The sequence below is a fragment of the Saonia flava genome (assembly GCF_011927795.1).
GTDB lineage: Bacteria > Bacteroidota > Bacteroidia > Flavobacteriales > Flavobacteriaceae > Saonia > Saonia flava.
Genome location: NZ_JAATJJ010000001.1, coordinates 1902138 through 1927706 on the forward strand (window position 1 = coordinate 1902138; position 25569 = coordinate 1927706).

The following is a 25569-nucleotide window of genomic DNA, read 5'->3' on the forward strand; positions in this document are numbered from 1 at the left end:
ATAAATTGTGAAATTCATAATTAAGTAAAAAAAAAGACCATATTAATGGTCTATTCATAATTTTTAAAGAAATTTCTGACTCCCTACTCCACTGTTACTGACTTGGCAAGATTGCGTGGCTGATCAACATTACAACCCCTCATCACTGCTATATGATAGGATAATAATTGCAAGGGTATTGTTGTTAATAGAGGCGTTAAACTTTCTAAAGTCTCAGGAACCTCTATTACATGATCTGCCAAATCTTTTACTTGGCTATCACCCTCTGTAACTACAGCTATAATTTTACCCTTTCTGGACTTTATCTCCTGTATATTACTCACAACCTTTTCATAATGTCCTTTTTTGGTAGCAATAACTACAATTGGCATTTGCTCATCTATTAACGCAATTGGCCCATGCTTCATTTCGGCCGCGGGATATCCCTCTGCATGTATATAACTTATTTCCTTTAATTTTAAAGCACCTTCCAATGCTACTGGAAAATTATACCCTCTGCCTAAATACAAACAATTTGGAGCATCTTTATAGACATCCGCAATTATTTCAATCAAAGGATTAGACTCTAATGCCTTTTCAACTTTTGATGGAATAGTTTCTAGTTCAGTTAAAAACTCATGGAATTTGGATTCAGAAAAAGCACCTTTCTCTTTGGCAAGTTTTAATGCAATAAGGGTAAGCACGGTAATTTGCGTGGTAAAGGCCTTAGTTGATGCAACACCAATCTCAGGCCCAGCATGTGTATAAGCTCCTGCATCTGTAGCTCTCGCAATGGAAGAACCAACAACATTACAAACTCCAAAAACAAATGCACCCTTTTCCTTGGCCAACTTTATGGCCGCTAAAGTATCTGCAGTTTCCCCAGATTGGGAAATAGCAATCAGAACATCTTTATCGGTGATGACAGGGTTTCTATATCTAAATTCCGAAGCATATTCTACTTCTACTGGAACTCTCGCTAAATCTTCAAAAATATATTCTGCAACCAAACCAGCATGCCATGAAGTTCCACAAGCAACAATAACAATCCTATTGGCATTAAGAAATTTTTCCAAATGTTGGTCAATTCCCGCCATTTTAACAATCCCTTGATCAGCCAAAAGCCTTCCCCTATATGTGTCTAATATTGCCCTTGGTTGCTCATATATTTCTTTCAACATAAAATGATCATACCCGCCTTTTTCAATCTCTTCCAGATTTAATTGTAATTCCAAGATGTTTGGATAGGCAATTTTATCATTTTTGATTTTTCTAAGCTTAATTTCCTTGCCAATTCTAAGAATAGCCATTTCCTCATCTTCTAAGTAAACAGCATTATTGGTAAATTCTATAAAAGGAGAAGCATCCGAAGCCACGAAATACTCATTCTCGCCAATACCAATTGCCAAAGGGCTACCAAGTTTGGCAACCACAATTTCATCAGGTTTTTGCTTATCAAAAACAGCAATGGCATAGGCACCAACAACTTGATTCAAAGCTATCTGAACTGCCTTTCCCAGCTTTACGCCCTCTTTCTTTTTAACTTCTTCAATTAAGTTAACTAAAACTTCTGTATCTGTGTCCGACTCAAAGGTATATCCTCTCCCCGCTAAGGCTTTTTTTATGGATTCATAATTTTCTATGATTCCATTATGGATAATGACCAAGTCTCCCGAGTTTGAACAATGTGGATGGGCATTGATATCATTTGGAACTCCATGTGTTGCCCATCTTGTGTGACCAATACCCAACTTACCTTTAGTTGAAATTTCGGCTTTAGATTTTAAAATTAAATCTTCAACCTTCCCTTTCGTCTTGGATAAGTTCATGGTGTCCCCATCGAATAATACTACACCAGCACTATCATATCCCCTATATTCTAGTCTTTGTAATCCTTTTATAATAATTGGATAAGCATCTCTGTGCCCAATATATCCTACAATTCCACACATAATTAAAGTAATTTGATTAGGGAAACTTGTCTAAACAAAGATATGTAAGAGTCCTTATTTGTTATTGAATTTATAGACAAATAACGCATAATTCCCTTAAAGTGGTATATCTTACAAAGAATTAATTTGACTGGGTATAATAAATTTCCAATTTTAATTTTTTGTCTTCTTCTTCAGGTACATTACTTCCATAAAGCACTGTCCCTAATGGGGTTGTAGTAGCCATAACTGGAATATCCTCTTCTCCTTCATTAATGTCACTTAACATGGCACTTCTAACATTAGGAATTCCTATGTTGGAGGAAAGGGTTAAACCAAGCGTGGCATTAACGGAGTCCCTTACAATGAGATTGTTAATATGCTCTGTTATTTTTACAGTATATTTTAATCCTTTATTCGATTCCTCTTCTAATATACCATCATAGTTTTGGTATATCCCTAATGATGTGTTTGCCGTAGATGTTTCCGTAGCCACATTGTACAAAGGGGTATTGGTTTCCGCATTAAAGAGATAAAGTCTTGGTGGTTCCACAACACCCGCAGCTAAGTCCAGAGTATTTCTATCAACATAAAAAACCAAATTGGCTTCATTTATAATCCAGTTATTGGCTTTAATTTGATTAATAATTGTTTCACCATTGTTTTCATCAAAAAGCTTTATCTCACTATAAGAGCCTGAGCCTCCTTTAAGATAAATTCTTGATGCATTTTCTCCAGTATCCATACTGTTCAAAATTTCGACAGGAAAAGCATCATTAATAAAAGTGTTCACTGCATTATTTACTATTGGGGAAGTTCCTCCTCCTTGTAAAAATCGAAGCTGATATGTTTTTTCGTCTTGCTCAATAGTATCATCTGAAGCATCATCATTACTATTGGTGTTTACTCTGTCATGTTCATAGTTTATATCAATTCGTGCTTGGGTCAAATCAAACAAAAACAATAAATCCTTGTCTGCAATCGAATTAATCGTCAAATGAATTCCCCTAAAAAAATCTTTAAAATTTGCCCCGCTCAATAACTCAGATTGTCCCTCTTTGTCCAAAATATTTTCTTGAAAAAAAACGGGGTCTAATTGTACACGGATTCCAGGTTGAAGCGTTTTAGTTGCATCTATTTCCAATGACTCATCTTCATCTGTTTCTGGATCGTCCTCTTTAAAGAAGATTATTTCTTCGTCACTTATGGTCACCTGTCCATCAAAAAATGTCTCTGCAGTAAAATCAGAAGTAAATTGTTGATTAGAAAAGTATTCTTGGGCTTCTTCAAAATTAGTATTTGGGTCTAAATCCCTCAAGAAAAATGTAGAACGTTCTACTTTAAGATTAAAAGCAGCATTTCTATCACCATAAATACTATCTAAAGCCAATTTCTTTGGAAATGCATTGGCCACGGTACTATCATCCTCCCCATCATTAATGCCATCCCCATCCGTATCAGGATTTAATGGGTCAGTCCCGGAATTCTTTTCCTGTGCATTGGTAAGACCATCACCATCACTGTCATTTGAAGAATCATCAGGTTCATCATCAAACTCGTCATCAACGCCATCATTATCTGAGTCTCTAAGAGTAAGAGATTTTGTTAAATAAGGAATATAAAGATAGACTTCTTTTACCGTTTCATTTTCCGGGATTGTAGAAGCACTACTATCTGTTCCAGAATTATCTTCTGTTTGCTGAGAATAGTTGCCAAATGTAGGATTTCCAGCAGTCGATAAATTTACCTGAGAAGTAATATGAGCAGTGGTTTTGCCATAAATGGGATCATTAAATACTCCTAATTGATATATGGGCAATCTATTGGTCTGTACTGCTTCTATCTTTTTATTGAAAGCAAATACATCATAATCCACCCTGCCTGTTTCAAAAGGCTCTCCGCTTATCACCCCTTCCCCTATAGTTGTAAGATCTTCATCACATGAATAAAACCCTATAACCAAAATGATTCCTGCCACAACAGGAAGCTTTAATCTTCTCAAAAATTTCATGTAAACTTATTTTAAGACTTCTGTGTTGTAAAAGTTCATATATGCTTCTTCGAATTCTTGCAAAGGAACATATGGTAACACTGGTTTTTGAAGGTTGGCAATGTGTTCATTTAATTCTGTTGGAATTTCTTCCGAGGCTAAAATAACAGCATCAGAAAAATCTACTGCTATTTTTAACAAATTATTATAGTTGGGAGTGGATAGTGGAGCTAAATTTTCATTGGCTATACCATCAAAAGCAATTTTTTCTTTTATTTTTTTATCCAAATCTCCTTCAAATCCATTTCCGTAAACAGATGTAACTATTTTACTGTCGGCAAATAAAGGTTCGTCTCCGTAGTACTCTCTAAGGTACAATGGAAGCAATGAAGCCATCCAACCATGAATATGGATAATATCTGGAGACCAGTTTAATTTCTTTACAGTTTCAACCACTCCTTTTGCAAAAAAAATGGCTCTTTCATCATTATCGGGAAATAATTTGCCCTCTTGATCGGCAAAAGTTGCCTTTCTCTTAAAATATTCTTCGTTATCAATAAAATAAACCTGTATACGCTCTCTGGGTATGGATGCCACTTTTATAATCAATGGCATGTCCATATCATTGATTACCAAATTCATACCAGATAAACGTATAACCTCATGTAATTGATGTCGACGCTCATTAATATTCCCATACCTAGGCATAAAAATCCTTATTTGGCCTCCATTACTGTTGACCATTCTTGGTGTTTCATATGACATTAAGGAAACTTCGTTCTGTGGTAAGTATGGCACTAATTCTGAAGATACAAACAATATCTTTTTTCCATTCATAAAAAATGTATTTTGTTTACTCGGATAAACGCGAATGCAAAATTACAAAAATTATACAGATTAGCCGTAATTATAGTAAGTTTGCTAGCTTTTAAACCAAATTATGCTGGTATTTCACTCAAAAACTGAATTGAGGAGCCACCTTTCTTCTCTTAAAACCAAAAACCATTCCATAGGTATGGTTCCTACCATGGGAGCCTTACATCAAGGTCATATTTCCTTAGTCAACAAGGCCATTTCTGAAAATTCCCATGTTGTTGTGAGTATTTTTGTAAACCCTACGCAATTTGACAACAAGGAAGATTTAAAGAAATATCCAAAAACTTTAGACAAGGATATTCAACTCCTTAAGGCGGTTTCTGGAATAGTTATAGTATTTGCGCCTACCGCTGATGAAATGTATGAAGGGAAAATAAAATCCAAATCTTTTAAGTTTGATGGTTTGGAGAAAGTAATGGAGGGAGAGTTCAGAACCGGCCATTTTAATGGGGTGGCAACCATTGTAGAATTGCTCTTGAGAGCGGTTATGCCAAATAAGGCCTACTTTGGAGAAAAGGATTTTCAGCAACTACAGATTATAAAAAAATTAGTCGAAATCAGGAAAATTCCCATAGAAATAATTGGCTGCCCAATAGTCCGTGAATCTAATGGATTGGCAATGAGCTCCAGAAACGAAAGACTGTCAAAACCGGTAAGGAAAAAGGCCGGGTTTATATATGAAACCCTAAAATCTGCCAAAAATGAATTTGGCACAAAAAGTGCGAGTAAGGTAATAGAATGGGTGCGAAATCAATTTGAACAACATCCTATATTTGAATTGGAATATATTCAAATTACCGATGTTGATACGTTGACTCCACTTTTAAGAAAACAGAAAGATAGAAAATATAGGGCTTTTGTTGCCGTTTATACCGAAGGTGTTCGTTTAATAGACAATATTGCACTTAATTAATTAACTTTGTCCCATGCAAATTCAAGTAGTAAAATCTAAAATTCACCGAGTAAAAGTAACCGGTGCCGACTTAAATTATATAGGCAGCATCACTATAGATGAGGACTTAATGGATGCCGCCAACCTTATTCAAGGTGAAAAAGTACAAATAGTAAACAACAACAATGGGGAGCGATTAGAAACCTATGCCATTCCAGGGCCAAGAGGTAGCGGAGAAATTACTTTGAATGGAGCTGCAGCAAGAAAAGTGGCCGTAGGTGATGTTCTAATTTTAATAAGCTATGCTTGGATGGGAATTGAAGATGCCAAAACTTTTAACCCATCTCTGGTTTTTCCAAATGAAGAAAACAATCTATTAACATAGTTTTGAATTCTAAACTAAAAAAGACTTTAAAATTACTACTCCCAATAGCCTTGGGAGTTTTTTTAGTCTGGTACCTATATAGTTCTACCACATCCGAACAAAGGATAGAAATTGTAAACCATATTAAAAATGCCAACCCTCTTTGGATTAGCATCTCTGTCGTAATAGGTATTCTAAGTCATATATCCCGTGCCATAAGGTGGAATTATTTATTGGAACCATTGGGGTATAAACCCAAAACAAGCAACAATGTATTTATAATCCTCACTGCGTATTTAACAAATCTTGGGATTCCTAGATCAGGTGAAATTCTTAGGGCCACTGCCCTTACCACCTATGAAGATGTTCCCTTTGAAAAAGGTTTTGGCACTATTGTAACCGAGAGGATTGTCGATTTATTAATGTTGTTTATCATCATAATTATTGCCTTGCTTTTACAAACAGAACTTATTTTAGGCTTTTTACAAGAACAAGGGGTAGGTTTAATCACTGGTATAATAGTGCTTTTTATTGGAGTAATTGGGTTGCTTTTAATGATTAGGTTAATCAAAAAATCTACTTCCAATTTTGCAATGAAGCTCAAGATTTTTCTAAAAAACATGTTAGATGGTGTGCTCAGCATTTTTAAAATGAAGCATAAATGGGCCTTTCTTTTCCATACTATTTTTATTTGGGTGGCATATATTGCCATGTTTTGGGTCGTAAAATATACAATTCCAGAAACGGCAGACCTCTCCTTGGGGTCTCTACTTGTTGCTTTTGTTGGTGGAGCTATTGCAATGACCACAACAAATGGTGGTTTTATAGCCTACCCTGCCGCCGTATCCAAATCCCTGGAGATTTTCGGAATCAGTATTGTATCAGGGAATGCTTTTGGCTGGATTATGTGGATTTCGCAAACCTTTATGGTTGTTTTCTTTGGTGCAATATCTTTTCTGCTTTTACCGTTATTGAACAGAAACAGATAAACTCTGTTTGTCCAAAACCCTTATGAAAAGACCTATTCTAATTGCTATATTTCTCTTGGCATGCATTGGTTTAACCGCACAAGTGACCCAAGAAATTTTTGAATCTTTTAAACTTCAAGAAAGAAGGGATGTTAAATATTATTTTCCTGAAGATTATTCGGAGGAAAAAAAATACCCCATTATTGTTGTATTAGACGCCGAATATCTATTTGACAATGTTGTGTCAAATGCAAAATTCTATAGCACCTTCCACCGAATGCCTCAAGCCATAATTGTCGGGGTCAACCAAAGCAAAAATGATTTACGTTGGGAGGATTGTGCATATGATGAGATAAATGGGTTGCCAACCGAAAAAGGTAAAAATTTCTATGAATTCCTTGGAATGGAACTCATTCCCTATTTAGAGACCAGTTATAGTACTGCTCCATTTAAAATGTTTGTAGGGTACGATATCACTGCCAATTTTGGCAATTTCTTTTTGTTCAAAGAGGCTTCTTTGTTCAATGCTTATGTTAGTATTTCGCCGACAATGGCTCCAGAGATGGAAACAAGGGTGCCAACCAGATTGGCCGCCATGGATCAGCAAATTTTTTACCAACTTATTGTGGAAGGTGAAAAGAACAATGATAAACCTCAAATATTAGCCATGGACAAGGCTTTAAAAGAAATTGATAAAGAATCCCTCCATTATTTTTTTGAGGAGTACGAGGATGCAGATGATATTTCGATTGCCACTTATGGTATTGGCAAGGCGTTTGATAATATCTTTAAAATGTTCAGGCAAATTAGCCCAAAAGAATACAAAGAAAAAATCTTGACTTCAGAAGAGCCTGTATTTAATTATCTAGAAACCAAATACACGGTCATAGAGGATTTATTTGGGTTTAAAAAGGACTATGAACTTAATGATGTTATAGCCATTTACGCTGCTGTAAGAAAAAAGTCTGATTTTGAATCATTAAAATCACTTTCCGATTTATGCAAAAAGGAATTTCCGGACACTATGCTAGGATTTTACTTTGAAGGAGAATATTATGAGGAAATAGGTGAGCCCAAAAAAGCTTTAAAAACCTTTGAAAAGGCTTTTGGAATGGAGGAAATAGATTTTTTGACCAAAGATATGGCCTTGGAAAAAATGGATGCATTAAAGGCTGATTTTGGATACTAACCCAAAAATTCAAACCTAAATTAATATCTTCGTCCAAACCTTAAATTAAGGAATGGCAAAGACCAAAACTGCTTTTTTTTGTCAAAACTGTGGTACCCAATATGCAAAATGGGTCGGGCAGTGCAATGCCTGCAAACAATGGAACACCATTGTTGAGGAAGTAGTACAGAAAGAAGAAAAAACCAATTGGAAAATTGGTTCTAACTCTTCCCAAAAAATAGCAAAACCATTAAGAGTCAATGAAATAAGCACTGAAAAGGAAATCCGTTTAAATTCTTTTGATTTAGAATTTAATCGAGTACTTGGTGGGGGAATTGTTCCTGGGTCTCTTACTCTTTTAGGTGGGGAACCCGGTGTTGGGAAAAGCACCCTTCTGCTTCAAATTTCATTAAAACTGCCCTATAAAACTTTATATGTTTCAGGTGAGGAAAGCCAAAAGCAAATAAAAATGCGTGCAGACCGGATTCATCCAAACAGTGAAACCTGTTTAATACTAACCGAAACCAAGACACAAAATATCTTTCAACAAATTGAGGCTTCTGAACCAGATTTAGTAGTAATAGACTCTATTCAGACTTTGCATTCAGACTACATTGAATCCGCAGCGGGCAGTATTTCGCAAATACGGGAATGCACAGCAGAACTCATAAAGTTTGCCAAAGAAACTAATACTCCTGTTATTCTAATTGGACACATTACCAAAGACGGAACCATTGCTGGCCCCAAAATATTGGAACATATGGTAGATACTGTCCTCCAATTTGAGGGTGATAGAAATTATGTTTACCGAATTTTACGTTCGCTTAAAAATCGTTTTGGATCCACTGCAGAACTGGGCATTTATGAAATGCAGGGAAGTGGTTTAAGAGAAGTGAACAACCCATCAGAAATCCTTATTTCCAAAAATGATGAAGGATTAAGTGGTACTGCAATAGCGTCCACGGTGGAAGGCATGCGACCATTGATGATAGAAATACAGGCATTAGTGAGTACAGCAGTTTATGGTACGCCCCAGCGCTCTACAACAGGTTATAATGCCAAAAGATTAAATATGCTCTTGGCCGTTTTGGAGAAACGAGCTGGGTTTAAATTAGCTGCAAAAGATGTGTTTTTAAACATAACAGGTGGAATTTCTGTTGATGATCCAGCAATTGACCTTGCTGTAATTGCAGCGATATTATCTAGCAATTCCGATATTCCTATAGAAAAAGGCGTTTGTTTTGCAGCAGAAGTGGGGTTAGCTGGAGAAATACGTTCTGTACAACGTGTTGACCAAAGAATCTCAGAAGCGGAAAAACTCGGTTTTACTTCAATTTATGTTTCTAAAAACAACAAAATCAGTCTTAAAAATACAAAGATCAAAATTCAATTAGTCTCTAAAATTGAAGATGTGGTAGCTTATTTATTTGGTTAGCGTTTATCTCTCATTATTCTGGCTATCACCATTAAAATAATTATAACAACAAGAATAAATGCTATTTGCCAAAATCCAATTTGTAAAAAAATTAAAGCCATATTTATGGTGCGGGATTTGGAATCAACTCATGAATGTCATTAATACTTGCTATTAGCTCATCGCTTAGTGTTACATTAATACTATCTATATTTTCTTTAAGTTGTTTCATGGTTGTAGCCCCAATAATGTTGCTGGTCACAAAAGATTGTTGGTTGATAAAGGCCAACGCCATAGTCGCTAAGGACATTCCATTTTCACGTGCCAAATCATAGTACATCTGTGTTGCTCTTAACGAGTTCTCTCCATTATAGCGGGCCATATTAGGAAATAAATTAATCCTAGCTTTGGACACATCATGACCTTCAATGAATTTATTTGAAAGTCTTCCAAAACCCAATGGAGAATATGGCAAACATCCTATATTCTCTCTTAAGGAAATTTCAGCAAGACCCGCTTCATATGTCCTATTCAACAAATTATATGGATTTTGAACCGAAACAATTCTTGGAAGGTTACGATACTTAGCCTCTTCTAAATAGCGCATAGTACTCCACGGCACATCATTGGAAAGACCTATATGTCTAATTTTCCCCTCTTTAACATAGCCATAAAGAATATGTAGAATTTCGTTGATATTATCATCCCATTCACTAGCATCGGCATGATTATAACCTCTTTTGCCAAAAAAATTTGTCTGTCTATCGGGCCAATGCAGTTGGTATAAATCAATATAATCTGTCTGTAATCTTTTTAAGCTACTGTGCAATGCATCCTCAAAAGATTCTTTTGAATATCCAGTATCACGGATATAATGTTTATTTACAATTGGTGGACCAACAATTTTTGAAGCCAAAACAATCTTATCCCTATTCCCTGTTTTCTTTAACCAAGTTCCAATGATATTTTCTGTAGAACCCTGTGTTTCTTTCTCAATAGGAATTGCATAAAGCTCAGCTGTATCAAAAAAATTAACGCCCTGGCCAATAGCATAATCCATTTGCTCATGCCCTTCAGCCTCATTATTTTGCTTGCCCATGTTCATGGTGCCCAAGCATATCTTACTAACTTTAATGGAAGTGGTTGGAAGGTTGGTATACTCCATAGAAGTATTGTGGTTTTATTTTAGAAAGCGTTAAAAATAGCCAATTCCAAACATTATAATCTTAACAATATGTTATTTCTCTAACTCTACTAAAATGGGACAATGATCACTATGCTTTGCCTCAGAAAGAATTACAGAGCGTTTTAATCTATTCTTCAATGGTTTGCTCACCATACCATAATCCAAACGCCAACCTTTATTATTATTGCGGGCATTGGCTCTATAACTCCACCATGTATAATTATCTGGGTCTTTGTTAAAGTGCCTAAAACTGTCTATAAAGCCACTTTCCATAAAATTGCCAATCCATTCACGTTCCACGGGCAAAAAACCGGAGACATTTTTGTTACGAACTGGATCGTGAATATCAATTGCTTCATGACAAATATTATAGTCCCCTAGAACAATGAGGTTGGGCCTCTTTTTTCGAAGTTCCATGGTATAATCCTTAAAATCTGACATATATTTTAACTTAAAATCCAACCTGTCCAAATTGGTGCCAGAGGGCAAGTACATGCTCATAATGGAAACATCACCAAAATCTACCCTTAAATTTCTACCTTCAAAATCCATATAATCAATCCCAGTACCATACTCCACATGATCTGGCTTTGCCTTGGATAAGATGGCCACACCACTATAGCCCTTTTTTTGTGCACTATACCAATAATTATGGGAATATCCTGCTTCATCAAAAATAGAAAGGTCCAATTGGTCCTTATTTGCCTTTATTTCTTGAAGGCATATTACATCGGGACCCACGGTTGTTAGCCATTCCAAAAAACCCTTGTTCAATGCCGCTCTAATACCATTTACATTATAAGAAACTATTTTCATACTTATTATTTGGGCCCAAAAATAGAGAAAGTTTATAGTATGGTACAACTCAAAAAAACTAAATAGATTAGTAGTTGATTAAATAAAACAAATCTGATTTAATAGAAATTACATTTTTGAATGTATATATATATATTTGATTTACTAAATTTGGCGGCCTTCTTCAGTTTAATTTCTTAATTGTAAAAGGTAAGTTCGTATATATATCTATTGTCGAAAACAATTTCACAAGTGCTTTTCGTCTAAATCTTTTATTTAAGAGCTTTTAATAATTGATTTTCGCATAACTGTGCAATAAAAAAATGCCCAAAATATTTATGAAAAATAATATATGTCTATTATTATATGTTTTTATCTGTTCTATTTCATCTGGGCAAACATTGCAAAAAGACTCCATCACCCAATTAGAAGAGGTTATATTACGTGATTTTGCCAAGACCAAAAATGCAACTGGCATTACGCCTTCTGATGTAATTACCAAAGAGGTTTTTCAAGGTTATAGTCCTATTGATATGGTATCTTCTATAAATCAAATTTCTGGGGTACTTATCTTTTCCGGTGCGTTGAACACCAATAGAATTACTATTCGAGGAATAGGTGCAAGAACCCCATTTAGCACAGACAAACTTAGGATGTATTACAACAATATCCCTATTACAAACGGTACAGGATCATCAACTATTGAAGCTTTTGACCTAGAAAACCTCAACGCTATTGAAGTTGTAAAGGGTCCCAAAGCCACATCCTTCGGAAGTAATTTGGGTGGGGCCATCCTATTAAAACCCAATGAGGCCATATTAAACACCACAACTCTTTCCAATAGTCTTACTGTGGGTTCCTATAATTTAATAAAAGATAATGTCAGTTTTAACCACAAGGATGAAAAATTGGCTTTAGGTTTTCAATATGGGCATCTGGAAACCGATGGTTATCGTGAGAACAACAGTTTTAATCGAAATGGGTTTTTATTGAATACCTCATATCAGTTCAATCAAAAAAACTCTATAGCGCTTCTAGTAAATTATATTGATTATACGGCACAAATACCTAGTTCCCTGAACGAAACAGATTATAATGAAAATCCGCAAAAAGCAGCTTTTACTTGGAACGCCGCAAAAGGTTATGAAGCCAATAAATATACCCTAATAGGGATTTCCTATTCTCATGAATTCAATAAAAAATTAAAAAATACCTCCAGTCTTTTTTATACTTATTTGGACCATTATGAACCTAGACCATTTAACATTTTGGACGAGTTTAGTAATGGATATGGGTTTAGAAGTACCTTTTCCGGAAATTTAAATTCTGCAGAATATACTTTTGGAGGAGAACTGTACAAAGATGAATACAATTGGGGCACCTTTGAAAATTTGTATGAAGAAAACAATGGCAACGGGAGCTTGCAAGGGAATAGGTTGAGCAATAACAAAGAATATCGTAGACATTTTAGTGCCTTTGGGACATTTTTATATCCTTTTTCTGAAGCTTTTTCTGCTCAAGCAGGATTGAATATTAACAAAACCCATTATGACTTTAGGGATTTATACAATTCAGGTTCTCAGAACAAGAATGCCAAAAGAAGTTTTGACGTCATTGCCTTGCCTAGTCTAACACTGTCTTACAAGAATATAAACGGACCTTCTTTTTATGGCAATATAAGCCGTGGATTTTCCAATCCAAGCCTAGAGGAAACTTTGACCCCAGATGGGGTCATAAACCCAGATATTGCTCAAGAAACAGGGGTTAATTATGAATTGGGTTCCAAATTAAGGATGTTTAAAAAGAAAGTGAATGTTGGTTTAACAGTATATCAAATGGATATTAAAAATCTTTTGGTGGCCCAGCGTGTAGGTGATGATCAGTATATTGGTAAAAATGCGGGTAAGACCAAACATCAAGGAATTGAGCTGGACTTAGATATTACCGTGAAGGCATTTAAAACCTTTACAATGAAGCGCTTTTTTAATTATACTTTTAGCGACCACCGTTTTATTGATTTTGTTGATGGGGAAAATGATTTTTCTGGAAATCCTATAACTGGAGTCCCCAAACATAGAATTGTTACGGGTATGCAAATAAAACATGACAGAGGTTTGTTTGCCGGCATGACTTATACACATATGGGAATAATTCCATTAAATGATGCCAATACACTTAGTACGGACACATACAACCTCATCAATGCAAAAGTGGGTTACAGTAAACAACTGACCAGTAGATTTAAATTGGAAACGCAATTTGGCATAAACAACTTCTTTAATGTTCACTATGCTCGGTCCATACTGATTAATGCTACTGGCTTTGGAGGATCCCTGCCCCGCTATTATTATCCCGGAAATAATCGTAACTTTTATGGGGGTTTACAATTGAAATATCAGTTGTAGCAAATATTTATATTATGAAATCTCTTTCTCTAGTCGCTATTTCTTTAGTCCTGTTTATCTCTTGTAACGAAAAGCAAACCACAAAATCACTTTTTGATGGAGAATCCCTAAACGGGTGGTTTATTGATGTTCCAGAAATGGATACAGTGTCCAGCACAAGAAACCCTTTTATAGTTAGAAATAAGATGTTGGTGTCATTGGGAACACCAGGAGGCCATTTAATTACGGATGCTTCATACGAAAATTATAGAGTCAATTTAGAGTATCGTTTTGCCGGAAAACCAGGAAACTGTGGTGCATTGGTACATGTTTCCAAAGATAAAATGAGGCGTTTATATGCCATGTTTCCACAATCCTTGGAAGTGCAGTTAAAACACACTGAAGCTGGTGATTTTTGGTTGATTGGGGAAGATTTGGAAGTGCCCAATATGGTAGAGCGTCGGGGCCCTAAAGAAAAATGGGGTGTGGACGGAGATAAAAATAGACGCATTCCCAACCTTACTGGCAATGTGGAAAAAAAACCGGGAGAATGGAATTATATGCAAATTGAATGCCTTGCCAATGAAATTAAGGTCTGGATAAACGGTAAACTGGTGAACCATGGTTTTAACGCTACTGCAAGTAATGGTAGTTTTGCTCTCCAATCTGAAGGTTCTGAAGTGGAATTTAGGAAAGTGGAACTAACCCCTATTACTAAATTAAGCAATTAGTCTCCTAAATCTTACTTAACCAGTGTTTCATATCCACCTCACTGGCAATAATTTCCTTCACCTTGTCCACCGAAACACGTTGTTGCTCCATAGTGTCCCTATGTCTAATCGTTACAGTATTATCTTCTAAAGATTGGTGGTCCACAGTGATACAGAAAGGGGTTCCATTTGCATCCTGCCTTCTATAGCGACGGCCAACAGCATCCTTTTCATCATAAATTACGTTGTAGTCCCATTTTAGCTCGTTTACAATTTCATGGGCTAATTCTGGCAACCCATCTTTCTTAAGCAAAGGAAGTACAGCTGCCTTTGTGGGAGCTAAAACAGCAGGCAATTTAAGAACGGTTCTTATGGTTCCATTTTCCAATTCCTCTTCTTTAAGAGAGTTTGAGAATACAGCCAAAAACATACGGTCCAAACCAATTGATGTTTCCAGTACATATGGCACATAGGACTTATTCTCTTCATGGTCAAAATACTGCAGTTTTTTACCCGAGAATTCTTCATGACTACTGAGGTCAAAGTCTGTTCTAGAATGAATTCCTTCCAATTCTTTAAAACCAAACGGGAATTTAAATTCTATATCGGCTGCAGCATCTGCATAGTGTGCCAATTTCTCATGATCATGAAAACGATAATTATCCTCTCCCATACCAAGTGACAAGTGCCATCTAAGTCGGGTTTCTTTCCAATGTTCGTACCACTCTTTTTGTGTTCCCGGCTTAATGAAAAATTGCATTTCCATTTGCTCAAACTCACGCATTCTAAATATGAACTGCCGTGCAACTATCTCATTTCTAAAAGCCTTTCCTGTCTGCGCAATCCCAAATGGGATTTTCATTCTACCTGTTTTTTGAACATTCGAGAAATTAACAAAGATTCCCTGAGCAGTTTCTGGACGCAAATACAGGTCCATTGCGCTATCGGCAGATGCTCCTAATTTAGTTCCAAACATTAAATTGAACTGTTTCACATCTGTCCAGTTCTTGGAGCCAGACAAGGGGCAGGCAATTTCGAGCTCTTCAATCAAAGCCTTTACATCCGCTAAATCTTCCTCTTCCAAAGATTTGGCCATTCTGGAAAGAATCGTATTTATTTTTTCTTGATAGCCTACAACTCTGGGATTGGTTGCCAGAAACTCTTCCTTATTAAAAGCGTCTCCAAACCGTTTAGCTGCTTTTGCAACTTCCTTATCAATCTTGGCTTCAATTTTTGCACAATAATCTTCTATTAAAACATCTGCGCGATATCTCTTTTTGGAATCTTTATTATCTATCAATGGGTCATTAAAGGCATCAACATGCCCAGAAGCTTTCCAGATGGTTGGGTGCATAAAAATGGCAGAATCTATTCCAACTATATTATCATTAAGCTGTACCATGGCTCTCCACCAATACTCTCTAATGTTCTTTTTTAGCTCAGCTCCGTTTTGTCCGTAGTCATAAACAGCACTGAGTCCATCATAAATTTCACTGGATTGGAACACATACCCATATTCCTTTGCGTGGGATATTACCTTCTTAAAATCATCTTCTTGATTTGCCATTTGGCAAAAATAGAATTTTAAGAGAAAAGGATATAATTATTTTAATTCAAATTGATTGGTAGAAAGTAATCTTTCATCCTCAAAAACATTGAGGGTATATAGTCCTTCCTGCAAAGACCCTTCTGGAATCGTAATAAAATCACAAATATCTACTTGATCTCCCATGAAAACCACTTCTATACGCTTACTATAGATATTTCCATTTACAGAAATAGTATTGGCATTATCTTCTATAACATTCATATTTGGGCCTAAAAATTGGAAATAAACAACTTTATCTTCCCTAGAGACATTTGGGTTACCAACAATAGTGACACAACCTCTAAGTTTTTCTATTGTAGATGCCTTATTGGTCCTAATAGGTCTGGAACTCCTAACTCTAAACCCCATTCCCTCGGCATTTTCCAAGTTTAGATAGCTTTTGGTCCTTAATTCATTATTTAACTCCTGTATTTTCTTGCGTTGATCAGCCTCCGCTTGAGCCAAGGAACTACGTTGATTTCTTAATTCTTGTATTCTTGTTCTGGTTTCTTCATACTTTTCAGAAAGAAGCATGTTGTTATAGGTAAGAAAGTTGTTCTTAAGCTTTAAACTATCATATTTGGCTTCCAAGGCCCTAAGTTCTTTTCTGTTTTCCCTTAATTTAGCAGTATTAAAATTAATCCTGCCCACAGAGTCCAATAACTGCTGTATGCGGTGTCTAGAGCTTTCCAGTTCAATTTCATTTACTTCGTTCCGTGCAGAAAGTTGATCTACTTGTGCTCTCATTAAGGTAAGGTCTTTCACCAAAAGCCCTTTTTCTTGCTCTAAAAAATCTATTTGGGTCTGCGATTGTGCGTAACTGTAGTAAAAGGCAATAATAATGCCTACAATAACTGCTGCCAATGCGGCAAGGATAATCTTATAGTTGAATTTACTATCTTGGGCTTCCATCTATATTTACAAGTAGGTTATAAAAGATTTGTCACACTTCATCAAGTTAACAAAGATATTAAATGATGTACACAACATCCTCTTTCCTCCAATCTGTTTTGGATGTAATGCACATTTAATCGGAGGAGAGAAAACCTTATGTACCATTTGTCGGAACCAATTACCTCTTACCGATTATAACTATAACGAAGAAAACCCTGTTGACCGTATTTTTTATGGAAGAGTTAACATAAAAAAAGTCAATTCCTTTCTATTTTTCACAAAAAATGGCATAATTAAGAACATTATTCATCATTTAAAATATAAAAATCAGGAGGAAATAGGTAGTTTTTTTGGTGATTGGTTTGGACAAATCATAAAAAAAGAAGGATTTTCAGCATATATTGATGTAATTATTCCTGTTCCGTTGCATAAAAAGAGATTAAAAAAAAGAGGATATAACCAAGTAGCTCTTTTTGGAAAACAATTGGCACATCATCTAAATGCAGATTATATGGATAATGTTCTAATAAAAACTGCCAATACCAAAACACAGACAAAAAAAGGAAGAATATACAGGTGGCAGCAAAATCAAAATCTTTTTGAATTGACCAATTCTTCTTTTTTAAAAAATAAAAACGTGCTGTTAGTGGATGATGTAATAACAACAGGAGCAACGATAGAAGCCTGTGCAAATGCTCTACACCGAGCAGAAAATGTTAATATCTATGTGGCTACAATGGCAGTAGTGCCTTGATTTTTGCAAATTAGTTGTTTCTTTGCCCTAAGTTATATTTATAGTGATGCTGAGACGTATTTTAGGATTCATTTTTATGGTTTTTACCATATTTGCTTTTTTTCAATGTGCTAGAAGGGGAAACCCTACTGGTGGACCAAAAGATATTACCGCACCCATACTTTTAAGTTCAGAACCAGAAAACTTGACCACTAATTTTGACGCCAAAAGAATCCGTTTGTATTTTGACGAGTACGTTAAGTTGGAAAAAATCCAGGAACAACTCATTGTATCACCGCCCCTAAAATATTTGCCAGAAATAACACCACAGGGCAACGCAAGAAAATATATTGAAATAATCCTTAAAGACACCTTAAAAGAAAATACTACGTATACTTTTAACTTTGGCCAAAGTATTGTTGATAATAATGAGGGCAACCCCAATAGTTTTCTTACCTATGTTTTTTCTACTGGGGATTATATAGATTCACTTTCCTTGACCGGAGTGGTACGAGATGCATATAACCAAAAAGCAGATGAGTTTATAAGCGTAATGTTGTATGAGATAGACAGTGCTTATACAGATTCTACCATATACAAACAACCACCAAATTATATTACCAATACCTTAGATAGCACAATCATATTTAAGCTAAACTATTTAAAAGCTGGGAAATATGCCCTTGCAGCCATACGTGACGAAGGAAAAACGAATATGTTTGACCAAAAGACTGATAAAATAGGCTTTATAGAAGACACTATCACGCTTCCCACAGACTCCACCTACCTTTTAACATTGTTCAAGGAAAAACCCGACTATAACATATTAGTTCCAAGTTTTGTTGCTGAAAACAGAATTCAATTTGGATACCAGGGAAATAGGGAAGAATTTGTTATTGAAACCTTGACGGAATTGCCAGATACGGTAAAGACCATTTTACTAAAGGATAGGGAAAAAGACACTCTTAATTTTTGGTTCACTCCTTATGAAATGGATTCCATAATATTCAAAGTAACAAATGAAAAACTTAAGCTAATTGATACTTTTAGCGTTAAGCCAAGAAAATTGCCTGCAGACACTTTATTAGTATCCCCAGGGCTGAGAAAATTAAGTTTTGAGGAAAATTATAATCTAATAGCCAATACACCTTTGGTGAAAATTGATACTTCACAAATGATGCTTACCATTCAAGATTCTTTGCCTGGTAGTTTTTCTGTTTCCCTGGACACCCTAAAGAATAGAGTGAATTTTGATTTTGAAGTTGTTCCAGAACAAAGTTATAAATTAGAGCTGTTTCCTGGAGCTGTTGAAGATTTCTTTAAAGACACAAACGATACTCTTACCTATAACCTGTCAACCGGAAGTCTGGAAGATTTTGGGACCTTACGGTTAAACTTAACTGGAAATACAAGATTTCCTATGATTGTTCAGCTTACCAATGAAAAAGGGGATAATATTATTAGGGAAATTTACATGACGGAACCAAAAATATTGGAATTTGGTCATTTGGATCCTTCTAAATATATGGTTAGGGTAATCTATGATGAAAATGGCAATGGAATATGGGATACTGGAAACTACCTTAAAAAATTACAACCTGAGAAAGTAAGTTATTATCCTGAGGTTATTGAGATGCGTGCCATTTGGATTGAGGAACATACCTTTATTTTAAGAGAGTAAATTCATCTCTATCATCCAAAAATTTTAATTTCCCTCTGGTTTTTTTAATATGTTCTTTTTCCAAATTTGCATAAAGAACCTCTTCTTTTTCAGAAAATATTAGCTCCTCTCCCAAGGTATTATATACAGCAGAATGCCCATTATATTCATGCCCATTACTATCTTTACCTATCCTGTTTACTCCAATACAGTAAGACATATTTTCTATTGCCCTTGCCTTTAAGAGGGCATCCCATGCATTAATTCTTGGTTTGGGCCAATTGGCTACATAGATCAATACATCATAAAAATCTGTATTCCTAGCCCAAACAGGAAACCTAAGATCATAACAAACAAAAGGGCAAATTCTAAATCCCTTATACTCCACAATCAATTTTGAAGTACCGGCAGTGTATATTTTATCTTCACCTGCTAAAGTAAATGTATGGCGCTTATCATAAAATGATACTTCCCCATTAGGTTTTACAAAAAATAACCTATTATAAAATTGATTGTTTTCCTGGAAAACAATACTTCCCACAAGGGCTGCATTCTTTGCCGAAGCTTCTGCTTGCATCCACTCCACTGTTTTTAAACCTTCCCCATGGTCAATATGTTTGGGAGACATGGTAAAACCTGTAGTGAACATTTCTGGCAGAATAATTAAGTCAACATCATTGGAAGTTTCAAGAATTTTTTTAGAAAAAGTTTTTCTATTTACCAATGGGTCTTCCCAAGTCAAAGATGCTTGGATTAAAGCTGTTTTAAGTCTATTAATCATTTTTCAACATGGGTTATCAAATTATTTAAAACCCTCCAGCAATTTCACAAACTCGGTTAAACCCTGTGTCTTTGCATGATTCATTGCCGTACTTCCCCTAGCATCCTTAAGGGAGGTATTGGCTCCTTCTTCCAAAAGCATTTTTGCTATTTCAACCCTATTAAAAGTTGCTGCATAAATTAAGGAAGTTCCCCCCAAAGCATTGGTTGCATCAACGTTTGCCCCAGCCCTAATAAGAAACTTAGCCAACTCATTGTATCCTTTAAAACAAACTCCCATAAGCGGAGTATTGCCAGACCCATCTTTTTCATCCACATTAGCTCCTTTTTCCAACAAAAATTTGGTAATATCCAGATGATTGTAATATGTTGCCAGTATCAATGGTGTTGACCCCCTTTGGTCCTTGGAATAAACTAAAGCAGGGAACTGAGTCAATATTTCTTTTACTAATGTAAGGTCTCCCTCTCGTATTGCATTAAATAAATCTGCACTATTGTCCATTTGTTCTAAATTTAGAAAAAACTTTTAAGCTAAATATCCTTGGATGTAAAATACAAGTTTTCAAAATGATGGCAAACGCCTTTTCCCATAAATAATTAATGATATTACACAAGAACACACGTTATTGTAAGAAACTTTCATTTCTATAGGATAATACTTACGTAAATAGAAAAGCCGTATCTTTGTTTCTTAATAATAAGATTTATTCTTAAATAAATTATTGTTTGAATACAAATATTTCAGAAGAACTTATTGCTCTGGCAACAGTTCCTGTTGCCCAGTTGGACTCCAACCTATGTTTTATAAATTACTCTCCAACATGGTTGATTCACTTTAATATTTCTGATACTAATATTATTGGCAAATATTATTTTGATGTGTTTTCTGATACTCCAATAGAAATCAATGAATTATTAACATTATGCCTTCAAGGACAAGAAAACACCAATCTTAAAGGGAAAAAATTTACTTTACCCAGTGGTAGAACACAGTGGTTAAAATGGAAAATGTATCCATGTAAAAATGATGCGGGAGAAGTTGACTCGATTTCGGTTATATTGGAAGATTTCACCAAAAAAAAACAACGTATTAATTTAGCCACACGAGCAGAAAAAGTTGCCAATATTGGGGGGTGGCATGCTGATCTTTTGGACAATACTGTTTATTGGACAAGAAGAGCGAAACAAATTCATGAAGTTCCTTATGAGTTTGTTCCCACACTTAATGAATGTATTGATTTCTACAAAATTGGAGAACATAGAAGTCGTATTAACAAAGCAATAAATACAGCAATCAATACTGGTAATCCTTGGGATGAAGAAGCCATTCTTGTCACGGCAGAAGGAAAAGAAATCTGGGTAAGGGTTAAAGGAGAAGCTGAAACACATAATGGAAAAACCGTTAAATTATATGGAACTTTCCAAGATATAGATGATAAGAAGAAAATAGAATTAAAATATAGAGCAGTGGCCAAACGCCTAGAGCTTTCAACAAAGGCGGCCAAAATTGGGACTTGGGAATACAACATTCTTGACAAAACGGACACTTGGGATTCCAATATGTACAGTATTTATGAAGTTAATGAATTAGAAGACCAAGTTTTATATGATGTATGGAAAGAGAAAATTCACCCAGATGATTTCAAAAAAGTTGATGATGAAATGCAATTGGCCATAAAAAACGGCAAAAATGTAACTAGTGAATTTAGAATCCAAACCGGCCATAATACTATAAAGTTTTTAAAATCAGTGGCCACTGTAGTAAAAAACCAAGAGGGCGTTCCTTCGCAGGTGGTTGGAGTAAATTGGGATATTACAGAGCAAAGATTGGCTCAGCAAAAACTTGAAAAAAGTAGGGAGTCCTTTAAATATGCTTTTGAACATTCTGCAATAGGCATGGCACTTGTTGGCCTGGATGGCAAATGGTTAGAAATAAACCAAAGTGTTTGCAATAGTTTGGGCTACTCAAAAGCTGAACTGTTAAAACTTACGTTCCAAGACATTACACACCCCAATGACTTGGAAAAAGATATAGAACTTCTAGAAGAAGTAATAAAAGGCAATAGAATAAGTTATCAAATAGATAAAAGATATTTTCATAAAAGAGGGGGAATCGTGCATGCACTACTAACTGTTACTGCTGTAAAAAACTATGACGGTACCGTTTCTCATTTTATATCCCAAATTGTTGACCTAACTTCTAGGGTATACCAAGAAAACAAACTAAGAAGTTTGGTGGATGTTACTAGAAAACAAAATGAGAGTCTTTATAACTTTGCCCATATTGTATCCCACAACCTTAGATCACATTCCAGCAATTTATCAATGCTTAAGGATTTCTTGGACAAAGAGAAGGATGAAAAGGAAAAAGAAAACTTAATGAACATGTTGGGTAGTTCGGTAAACAGTCTTAGTGAAACGGTTGCCCATTTAAACGAGGTAGTACAAATAACAACCGACGTTAAAGTCAAAATGAGACGAATTTCGCTCTTAGAAGCAATTAATACCGTCCAAAAAAATATTAATGTCAACATTGCGGAACAAAATGCCAATGTAATTCTAAATATTGACGGAACACATTTTGTACATGTGGTCCCTGCTTATTTAGATAGTATTTTGCTTAATCTTTTCACCAATGCCCTTAAATATTCCTTCCCGAATAGAACACCAGTCTTGGAAATAAGTTCCAAAAATGTAGGGGGTAGAATTATACTAGCTTTTAAAGATAATGGGTTGGGTATAGATTTAGACACACATGGCCCCAAAATGTTTGGCATGTACAAAACCTTTCACGCACATAAAGATGCTAAAGGAATTGGTCTGTTCATTACAAAGAACCAAATGATGTCCATGGGTGGAAAAATACATGTAGAAAGCGAGGTTAATGTAGGGACTACTTTTACATTAAGCTTTAATTCCAATTAAAATATAAGGAAGAATGACTATTGAAAATGTAAAAAATTGCTGTATCATAGATGACGACCCTATTTTTATATACGGCACTAAAAGACTAATGAAGGAAATAGAATTCTGTGAGAATTTCTTAATTTTCAATAATGGGAAAGAAGCAATAGAAGGCCTTGTAAATGACAATAAAAATGAAGGTGAGTTACCCTGTCTTATTTTATTGGATCTAAATATGCCTGTTTTGAATGGTTGGGATTTTCTAGAGGCTATTTCCAAAATTAAAGATAAAAATATCACTAAAATCCCAATATTCATTATTACTTCTTCCATAGACCCTAGAGACTTGGAAAAAGTAAAAAATTATGCTTTTGTTCACGGTTACCTTACTAAGCCTATAACTTCAGAAGCCTTGGATGGCATTAAAAATACCCTAGACCTCTAACTTCTCGCTGTTATAGATGTTTTGTTTAAAAACCCTAAGTTTTACCCTAGGGATTTTGTCTAACAAAACACTTAATCAAATATAAAGCCTGTGGAGACCCTATATATAAATCCGAAAAGGGCAAATACAAAAAGTGCCATGCATACCCAAAAATATACTTTAAATGAATTTTCAAGAATTTTTTTCCCCAAATCCCTAAAGCTTGTACTGTAGATTTCTCTTAAAAGTAAAATTTGTTTCATATAATTTTTTGTTTGTTTAGACACTGCAAATATGGTTTCCCATTCTGTCTTGGGCACAAACAATTAGATAATCGTATAAAAACCCCGATAAGCTGATCGTAGTTTCGGTCAGTGGCAGTTTGCTTTCGGTGAATGGTATTAGGTATGTTGGTGAGTGGATCGACAAAGTGTTAAGTTTTCTGGATATCCAAAAAACACAATGTTATATTTTGAACCTATAATACCCTAATTTCTTATTCCAGGCGTAAAATCATCAGGAGCATTTTGTGGCAAATTGGTAGTTCCAGAATCTCCAGTGTCATTGAATATGGTCCATTCCGAAAAAGTATAGTTTGGATTTGCTTCTAAAATCAGGCTATTTCTTAACGCTCGTCCGTCCTCAAACTCATGATTGGTTCCCGAACCGTCTTCACCCACAATTCCAAAAGCATCAATTATAACTCCAAATGGATCTACCAACTCCAAATTGTCATCTCCATTAGAGTCGGCAGGACTGTTTGTTGAAACGCCCATATCTGGAGCAAAACCATAGACTGTTTCAAATTCCATTGCATTGGGTGAGATTACAAAGGTGTTTCCCGCCATAACACTGTAACCCGATAAGTCTATTGTAGAGCTAATTTCTGCATTTGCATTGGTATACCGCCTAAATACCCATCCTTTTAATGATATGTCTTGGTTTGAAGCATTAAACAGCTCCACAAAACGAGCCCCTGTATTATTGTTAGGGTCCGCCAACTCTGAAATAAATAATTGGTTGGATGTTACCTTATCTGGGGGACAACGTTCGCTATCAAAAATTATGTCCTGGATTTTTCTAACTATTAGTTTAAATTCATCATTTTCTTTTGTTAATACTGCTTGTATAGTGCCATTTTCATCTGGTAATATTTCTGCCCGAAAATCTGAATAACCACTATTTACCATTACTATTTCATTCCCATCACAATCCTTTAGAGTTCGTTCGGTTTCCTCTTCTGGATCTGCATAAGGAAAGCCCCTTTCTTCTTCAATAACTTCTAAATCATCTATCTCCACCAATGTGTTTACCATATTATCTTGTAAGTCCTCAATTTTAACTAGCTTCGGCTTTACATTTACCGGCTCATCGCAACTCAAAAAAATATGTTGCGAAACAATAGATGATGGTAAGCGCCCAACCGATTCATTTCCAAAGGCGGTAAAGACCCCTCCCACCTTAAATACTCCTTTTGATTGACCTAAGTATAACCCTTTCAGCTTTATAAAAATTTTACTCCCAACTTGATAAAATAAATAGGAATCCCTAACATCTATTTCTATTTGAAAACCTTCAGTGGGATTAATAGGACTATCTTGAATGTGAAGTGTCCCAAATATATTCCCTGCCTTATCAGATGAAATAACATACCCTTCAATAATTAAGTCTTCATGTATTTGGATAAGCTCATCAACATACAGGTTCTTTATATTTGAAAACGTAGTATTGGCTTGTAAATCAATTATACAAGATAATTCTGGCGCATCAAAAGTTTTGTCTTTAACACATGATACCAGTATTAAACAGAAAAGTGGAATATGTATTTTATTTTTAATCATTCCTTAAAATATTCTATTACCATCATTTCGAGTGAAACAAGAAATCTAAAATTTTATCAGATTTCTCCCTTTGGTCGAAATGACATTT

The 25569-nt window shown here is 35.3% G+C and carries 22 protein-coding genes; 11 read left to right on the forward strand and 11 right to left on the reverse strand.

Features of this window, described 5'->3' with window-relative positions; genetic code table 11:
* Positions 1 to 83 precede the first annotated feature (83 nt).
* The 3 genes from glmS to GGR42_RS08355 all read right to left on the reverse strand — a co-directional run bounded on the left by glmS (position 84) and on the right by GGR42_RS08355 (position 4737).
* Complete coding sequence (gene glmS / locus GGR42_RS08345) at positions 84 to 1931, reverse strand: glutamine--fructose-6-phosphate transaminase (isomerizing) (RefSeq protein WP_167962772.1); 1848 nt, start codon at positions 1929 to 1931, stop codon at positions 84 to 86.
* A 121-nt stretch (positions 1932 to 2052) separates the two neighbouring features.
* On the reverse strand, positions 2053 to 3921 hold the full coding sequence (locus GGR42_RS08350; protein ID WP_167962774.1) for a DUF4270 domain-containing protein: 1869 nt from the start codon (positions 3919 to 3921) through the stop codon (positions 2053 to 2055).
* Between the two features lie 6 nt (positions 3922 to 3927).
* Positions 3928 to 4737: a glycogen/starch synthase gene (locus GGR42_RS08355; protein WP_167962776.1), complete on the reverse strand. Its 810-nt coding sequence runs from the start codon at positions 4735 to 4737 to the stop codon at positions 3928 to 3930.
* Between the two features lie 103 nt (positions 4738 to 4840).
* On the opposite strand from GGR42_RS08355, the gene panC reads away from it, so the two are divergent.
* Genes panC through radA form a run of 5 tightly spaced genes read left to right on the forward strand, consistent with a single transcriptional unit; the run spans position 4841 to position 9603 of the window.
* Entirely contained in the window at positions 4841 to 5689 is an 849-nt protein-coding gene (gene panC, locus GGR42_RS08360; protein WP_167962778.1) for a pantoate--beta-alanine ligase, read from the forward strand.
* 13 nt (positions 5690 to 5702) lie between these two features.
* Positions 5703 to 6053, forward strand: coding sequence for an aspartate 1-decarboxylase (gene panD, locus GGR42_RS08365; RefSeq protein WP_167962780.1), 351 nt, complete (start codon positions 5703 to 5705; stop codon positions 6051 to 6053).
* A gap of 2 nt (positions 6054 to 6055) precedes the next feature.
* Complete coding sequence (locus GGR42_RS08370; RefSeq protein WP_167962782.1) at positions 6056 to 7021, forward strand: lysylphosphatidylglycerol synthase transmembrane domain-containing protein; 966 nt, start codon at positions 6056 to 6058, stop codon at positions 7019 to 7021.
* A gap of 22 nt (positions 7022 to 7043) precedes the next feature.
* Positions 7044 to 8189: an alpha/beta hydrolase gene (locus tag GGR42_RS08375; protein WP_167962784.1), complete on the forward strand. Its 1146-nt coding sequence runs from the start codon at positions 7044 to 7046 to the stop codon at positions 8187 to 8189.
* A gap of 52 nt (positions 8190 to 8241) precedes the next feature.
* Positions 8242 to 9603: a DNA repair protein RadA gene (gene radA, locus GGR42_RS08380; protein WP_167962786.1), complete on the forward strand. Its 1362-nt coding sequence runs from the start codon at positions 8242 to 8244 to the stop codon at positions 9601 to 9603.
* A 103-nt stretch (positions 9604 to 9706) separates the two neighbouring features.
* Here the strand turns inward: radA and GGR42_RS08385 are convergent, their stop codons facing one another.
* Positions 9707 to 10747: an aldo/keto reductase gene (locus GGR42_RS08385; protein ID WP_167962788.1), complete on the reverse strand. Its 1041-nt coding sequence runs from the start codon at positions 10745 to 10747 to the stop codon at positions 9707 to 9709.
* A 72-nt stretch (positions 10748 to 10819) separates the two neighbouring features.
* Positions 10820 to 11584 (reverse strand): exodeoxyribonuclease III, encoded by a 765-nt coding sequence (locus GGR42_RS08390; RefSeq protein ID WP_167962790.1) that lies wholly within the window; start codon positions 11582 to 11584, stop codon positions 10820 to 10822.
* A 317-nt stretch (positions 11585 to 11901) separates the two neighbouring features.
* Between GGR42_RS08390 and GGR42_RS08395 the strand changes: the two genes are divergently transcribed.
* Positions 11902 to 13968, forward strand: coding sequence for a TonB-dependent receptor family protein (locus GGR42_RS08395; protein WP_167962792.1), 2067 nt, complete (start codon positions 11902 to 11904; stop codon positions 13966 to 13968).
* Positions 13969 to 13982: 14 nt separating this feature from the next.
* On the forward strand, positions 13983 to 14678 hold the full coding sequence (locus GGR42_RS08400) for a 3-keto-disaccharide hydrolase (RefSeq protein WP_167962794.1): 696 nt from the start codon (positions 13983 to 13985) through the stop codon (positions 14676 to 14678).
* Between the two features lie 4 nt (positions 14679 to 14682).
* On the opposite strand, the gene GGR42_RS08405 is transcribed toward GGR42_RS08400, so the two are convergent.
* Positions 14683 to 16224 (reverse strand): glycine--tRNA ligase, encoded by a 1542-nt coding sequence (locus GGR42_RS08405; protein ID WP_167962796.1) that lies wholly within the window; start codon positions 16222 to 16224, stop codon positions 14683 to 14685.
* Positions 16225 to 16260: 36 nt separating this feature from the next.
* Positions 16261 to 17157, reverse strand: a complete 897-nt coding sequence (locus GGR42_RS08410) for a hypothetical protein (protein ID WP_167962798.1) — start codon at positions 17155 to 17157, stop codon at positions 16261 to 16263.
* Between the two features lie 28 nt (positions 17158 to 17185).
* On the opposite strand from GGR42_RS08410, the gene GGR42_RS08415 reads away from it, so the two are divergent.
* Positions 17186 to 17893 (forward strand): ComF family protein, encoded by a 708-nt coding sequence (locus tag GGR42_RS08415; RefSeq protein WP_167962800.1) that lies wholly within the window; start codon positions 17186 to 17188, stop codon positions 17891 to 17893.
* A 46-nt stretch (positions 17894 to 17939) separates the two neighbouring features.
* Entirely contained in the window at positions 17940 to 19553 is a 1614-nt protein-coding gene (locus tag GGR42_RS08420; protein WP_167962802.1) for an Ig-like domain-containing protein, read from the forward strand.
* On the opposite strand, the gene GGR42_RS08425 is transcribed toward GGR42_RS08420, so the two are convergent.
* Positions 19537 to 20313, reverse strand: a complete 777-nt coding sequence (locus tag GGR42_RS08425) for an amidohydrolase (protein WP_167962804.1) — start codon at positions 20311 to 20313, stop codon at positions 19537 to 19539. The genes GGR42_RS08420 and GGR42_RS08425 overlap by 17 nt on opposite strands.
* A 21-nt stretch (positions 20314 to 20334) precedes the next feature.
* The gene (locus tag GGR42_RS08430) at positions 20335 to 20814 is read right to left on the reverse strand and encodes an ankyrin repeat domain-containing protein (protein ID WP_167962806.1); all 480 of its coding nucleotides are present in this window, start codon (positions 20812 to 20814) and stop codon (positions 20335 to 20337) included.
* A gap of 224 nt (positions 20815 to 21038) precedes the next feature.
* On the opposite strand from GGR42_RS08430, the gene GGR42_RS16880 reads away from it, so the two are divergent.
* Positions 21039 to 23237 carry a PAS domain-containing sensor histidine kinase gene (locus tag GGR42_RS16880; protein WP_167962808.1) on the forward strand — a complete coding sequence of 733 codons (2199 nt, stop codon included), beginning with the start codon at positions 21039 to 21041 and terminating at the stop codon, positions 23235 to 23237.
* 13 nt (positions 23238 to 23250) lie between these two features.
* Positions 23251 to 23661 carry a response regulator gene (locus GGR42_RS08440; protein WP_209023938.1) on the forward strand — a complete coding sequence of 137 codons (411 nt, stop codon included), beginning with the start codon at positions 23251 to 23253 and terminating at the stop codon, positions 23659 to 23661.
* A gap of 71 nt (positions 23662 to 23732) precedes the next feature.
* On the opposite strand, the gene GGR42_RS16830 is transcribed toward GGR42_RS08440, so the two are convergent.
* Both GGR42_RS16830 and GGR42_RS08445 read right to left on the reverse strand, forming a co-directional pair.
* Positions 23733 to 23903 carry a DUF6747 family protein gene (locus tag GGR42_RS16830; RefSeq protein ID WP_209023939.1) on the reverse strand — a complete coding sequence of 57 codons (171 nt, stop codon included), beginning with the start codon at positions 23901 to 23903 and terminating at the stop codon, positions 23733 to 23735.
* A gap of 225 nt (positions 23904 to 24128) precedes the next feature.
* On the reverse strand, positions 24129 to 25481 hold the full coding sequence (locus GGR42_RS08445) for a DUF5689 domain-containing protein (RefSeq protein WP_167962810.1): 1353 nt from the start codon (positions 25479 to 25481) through the stop codon (positions 24129 to 24131).
* Between the last annotated feature and the right edge of the window lie 88 nt (positions 25482 to 25569).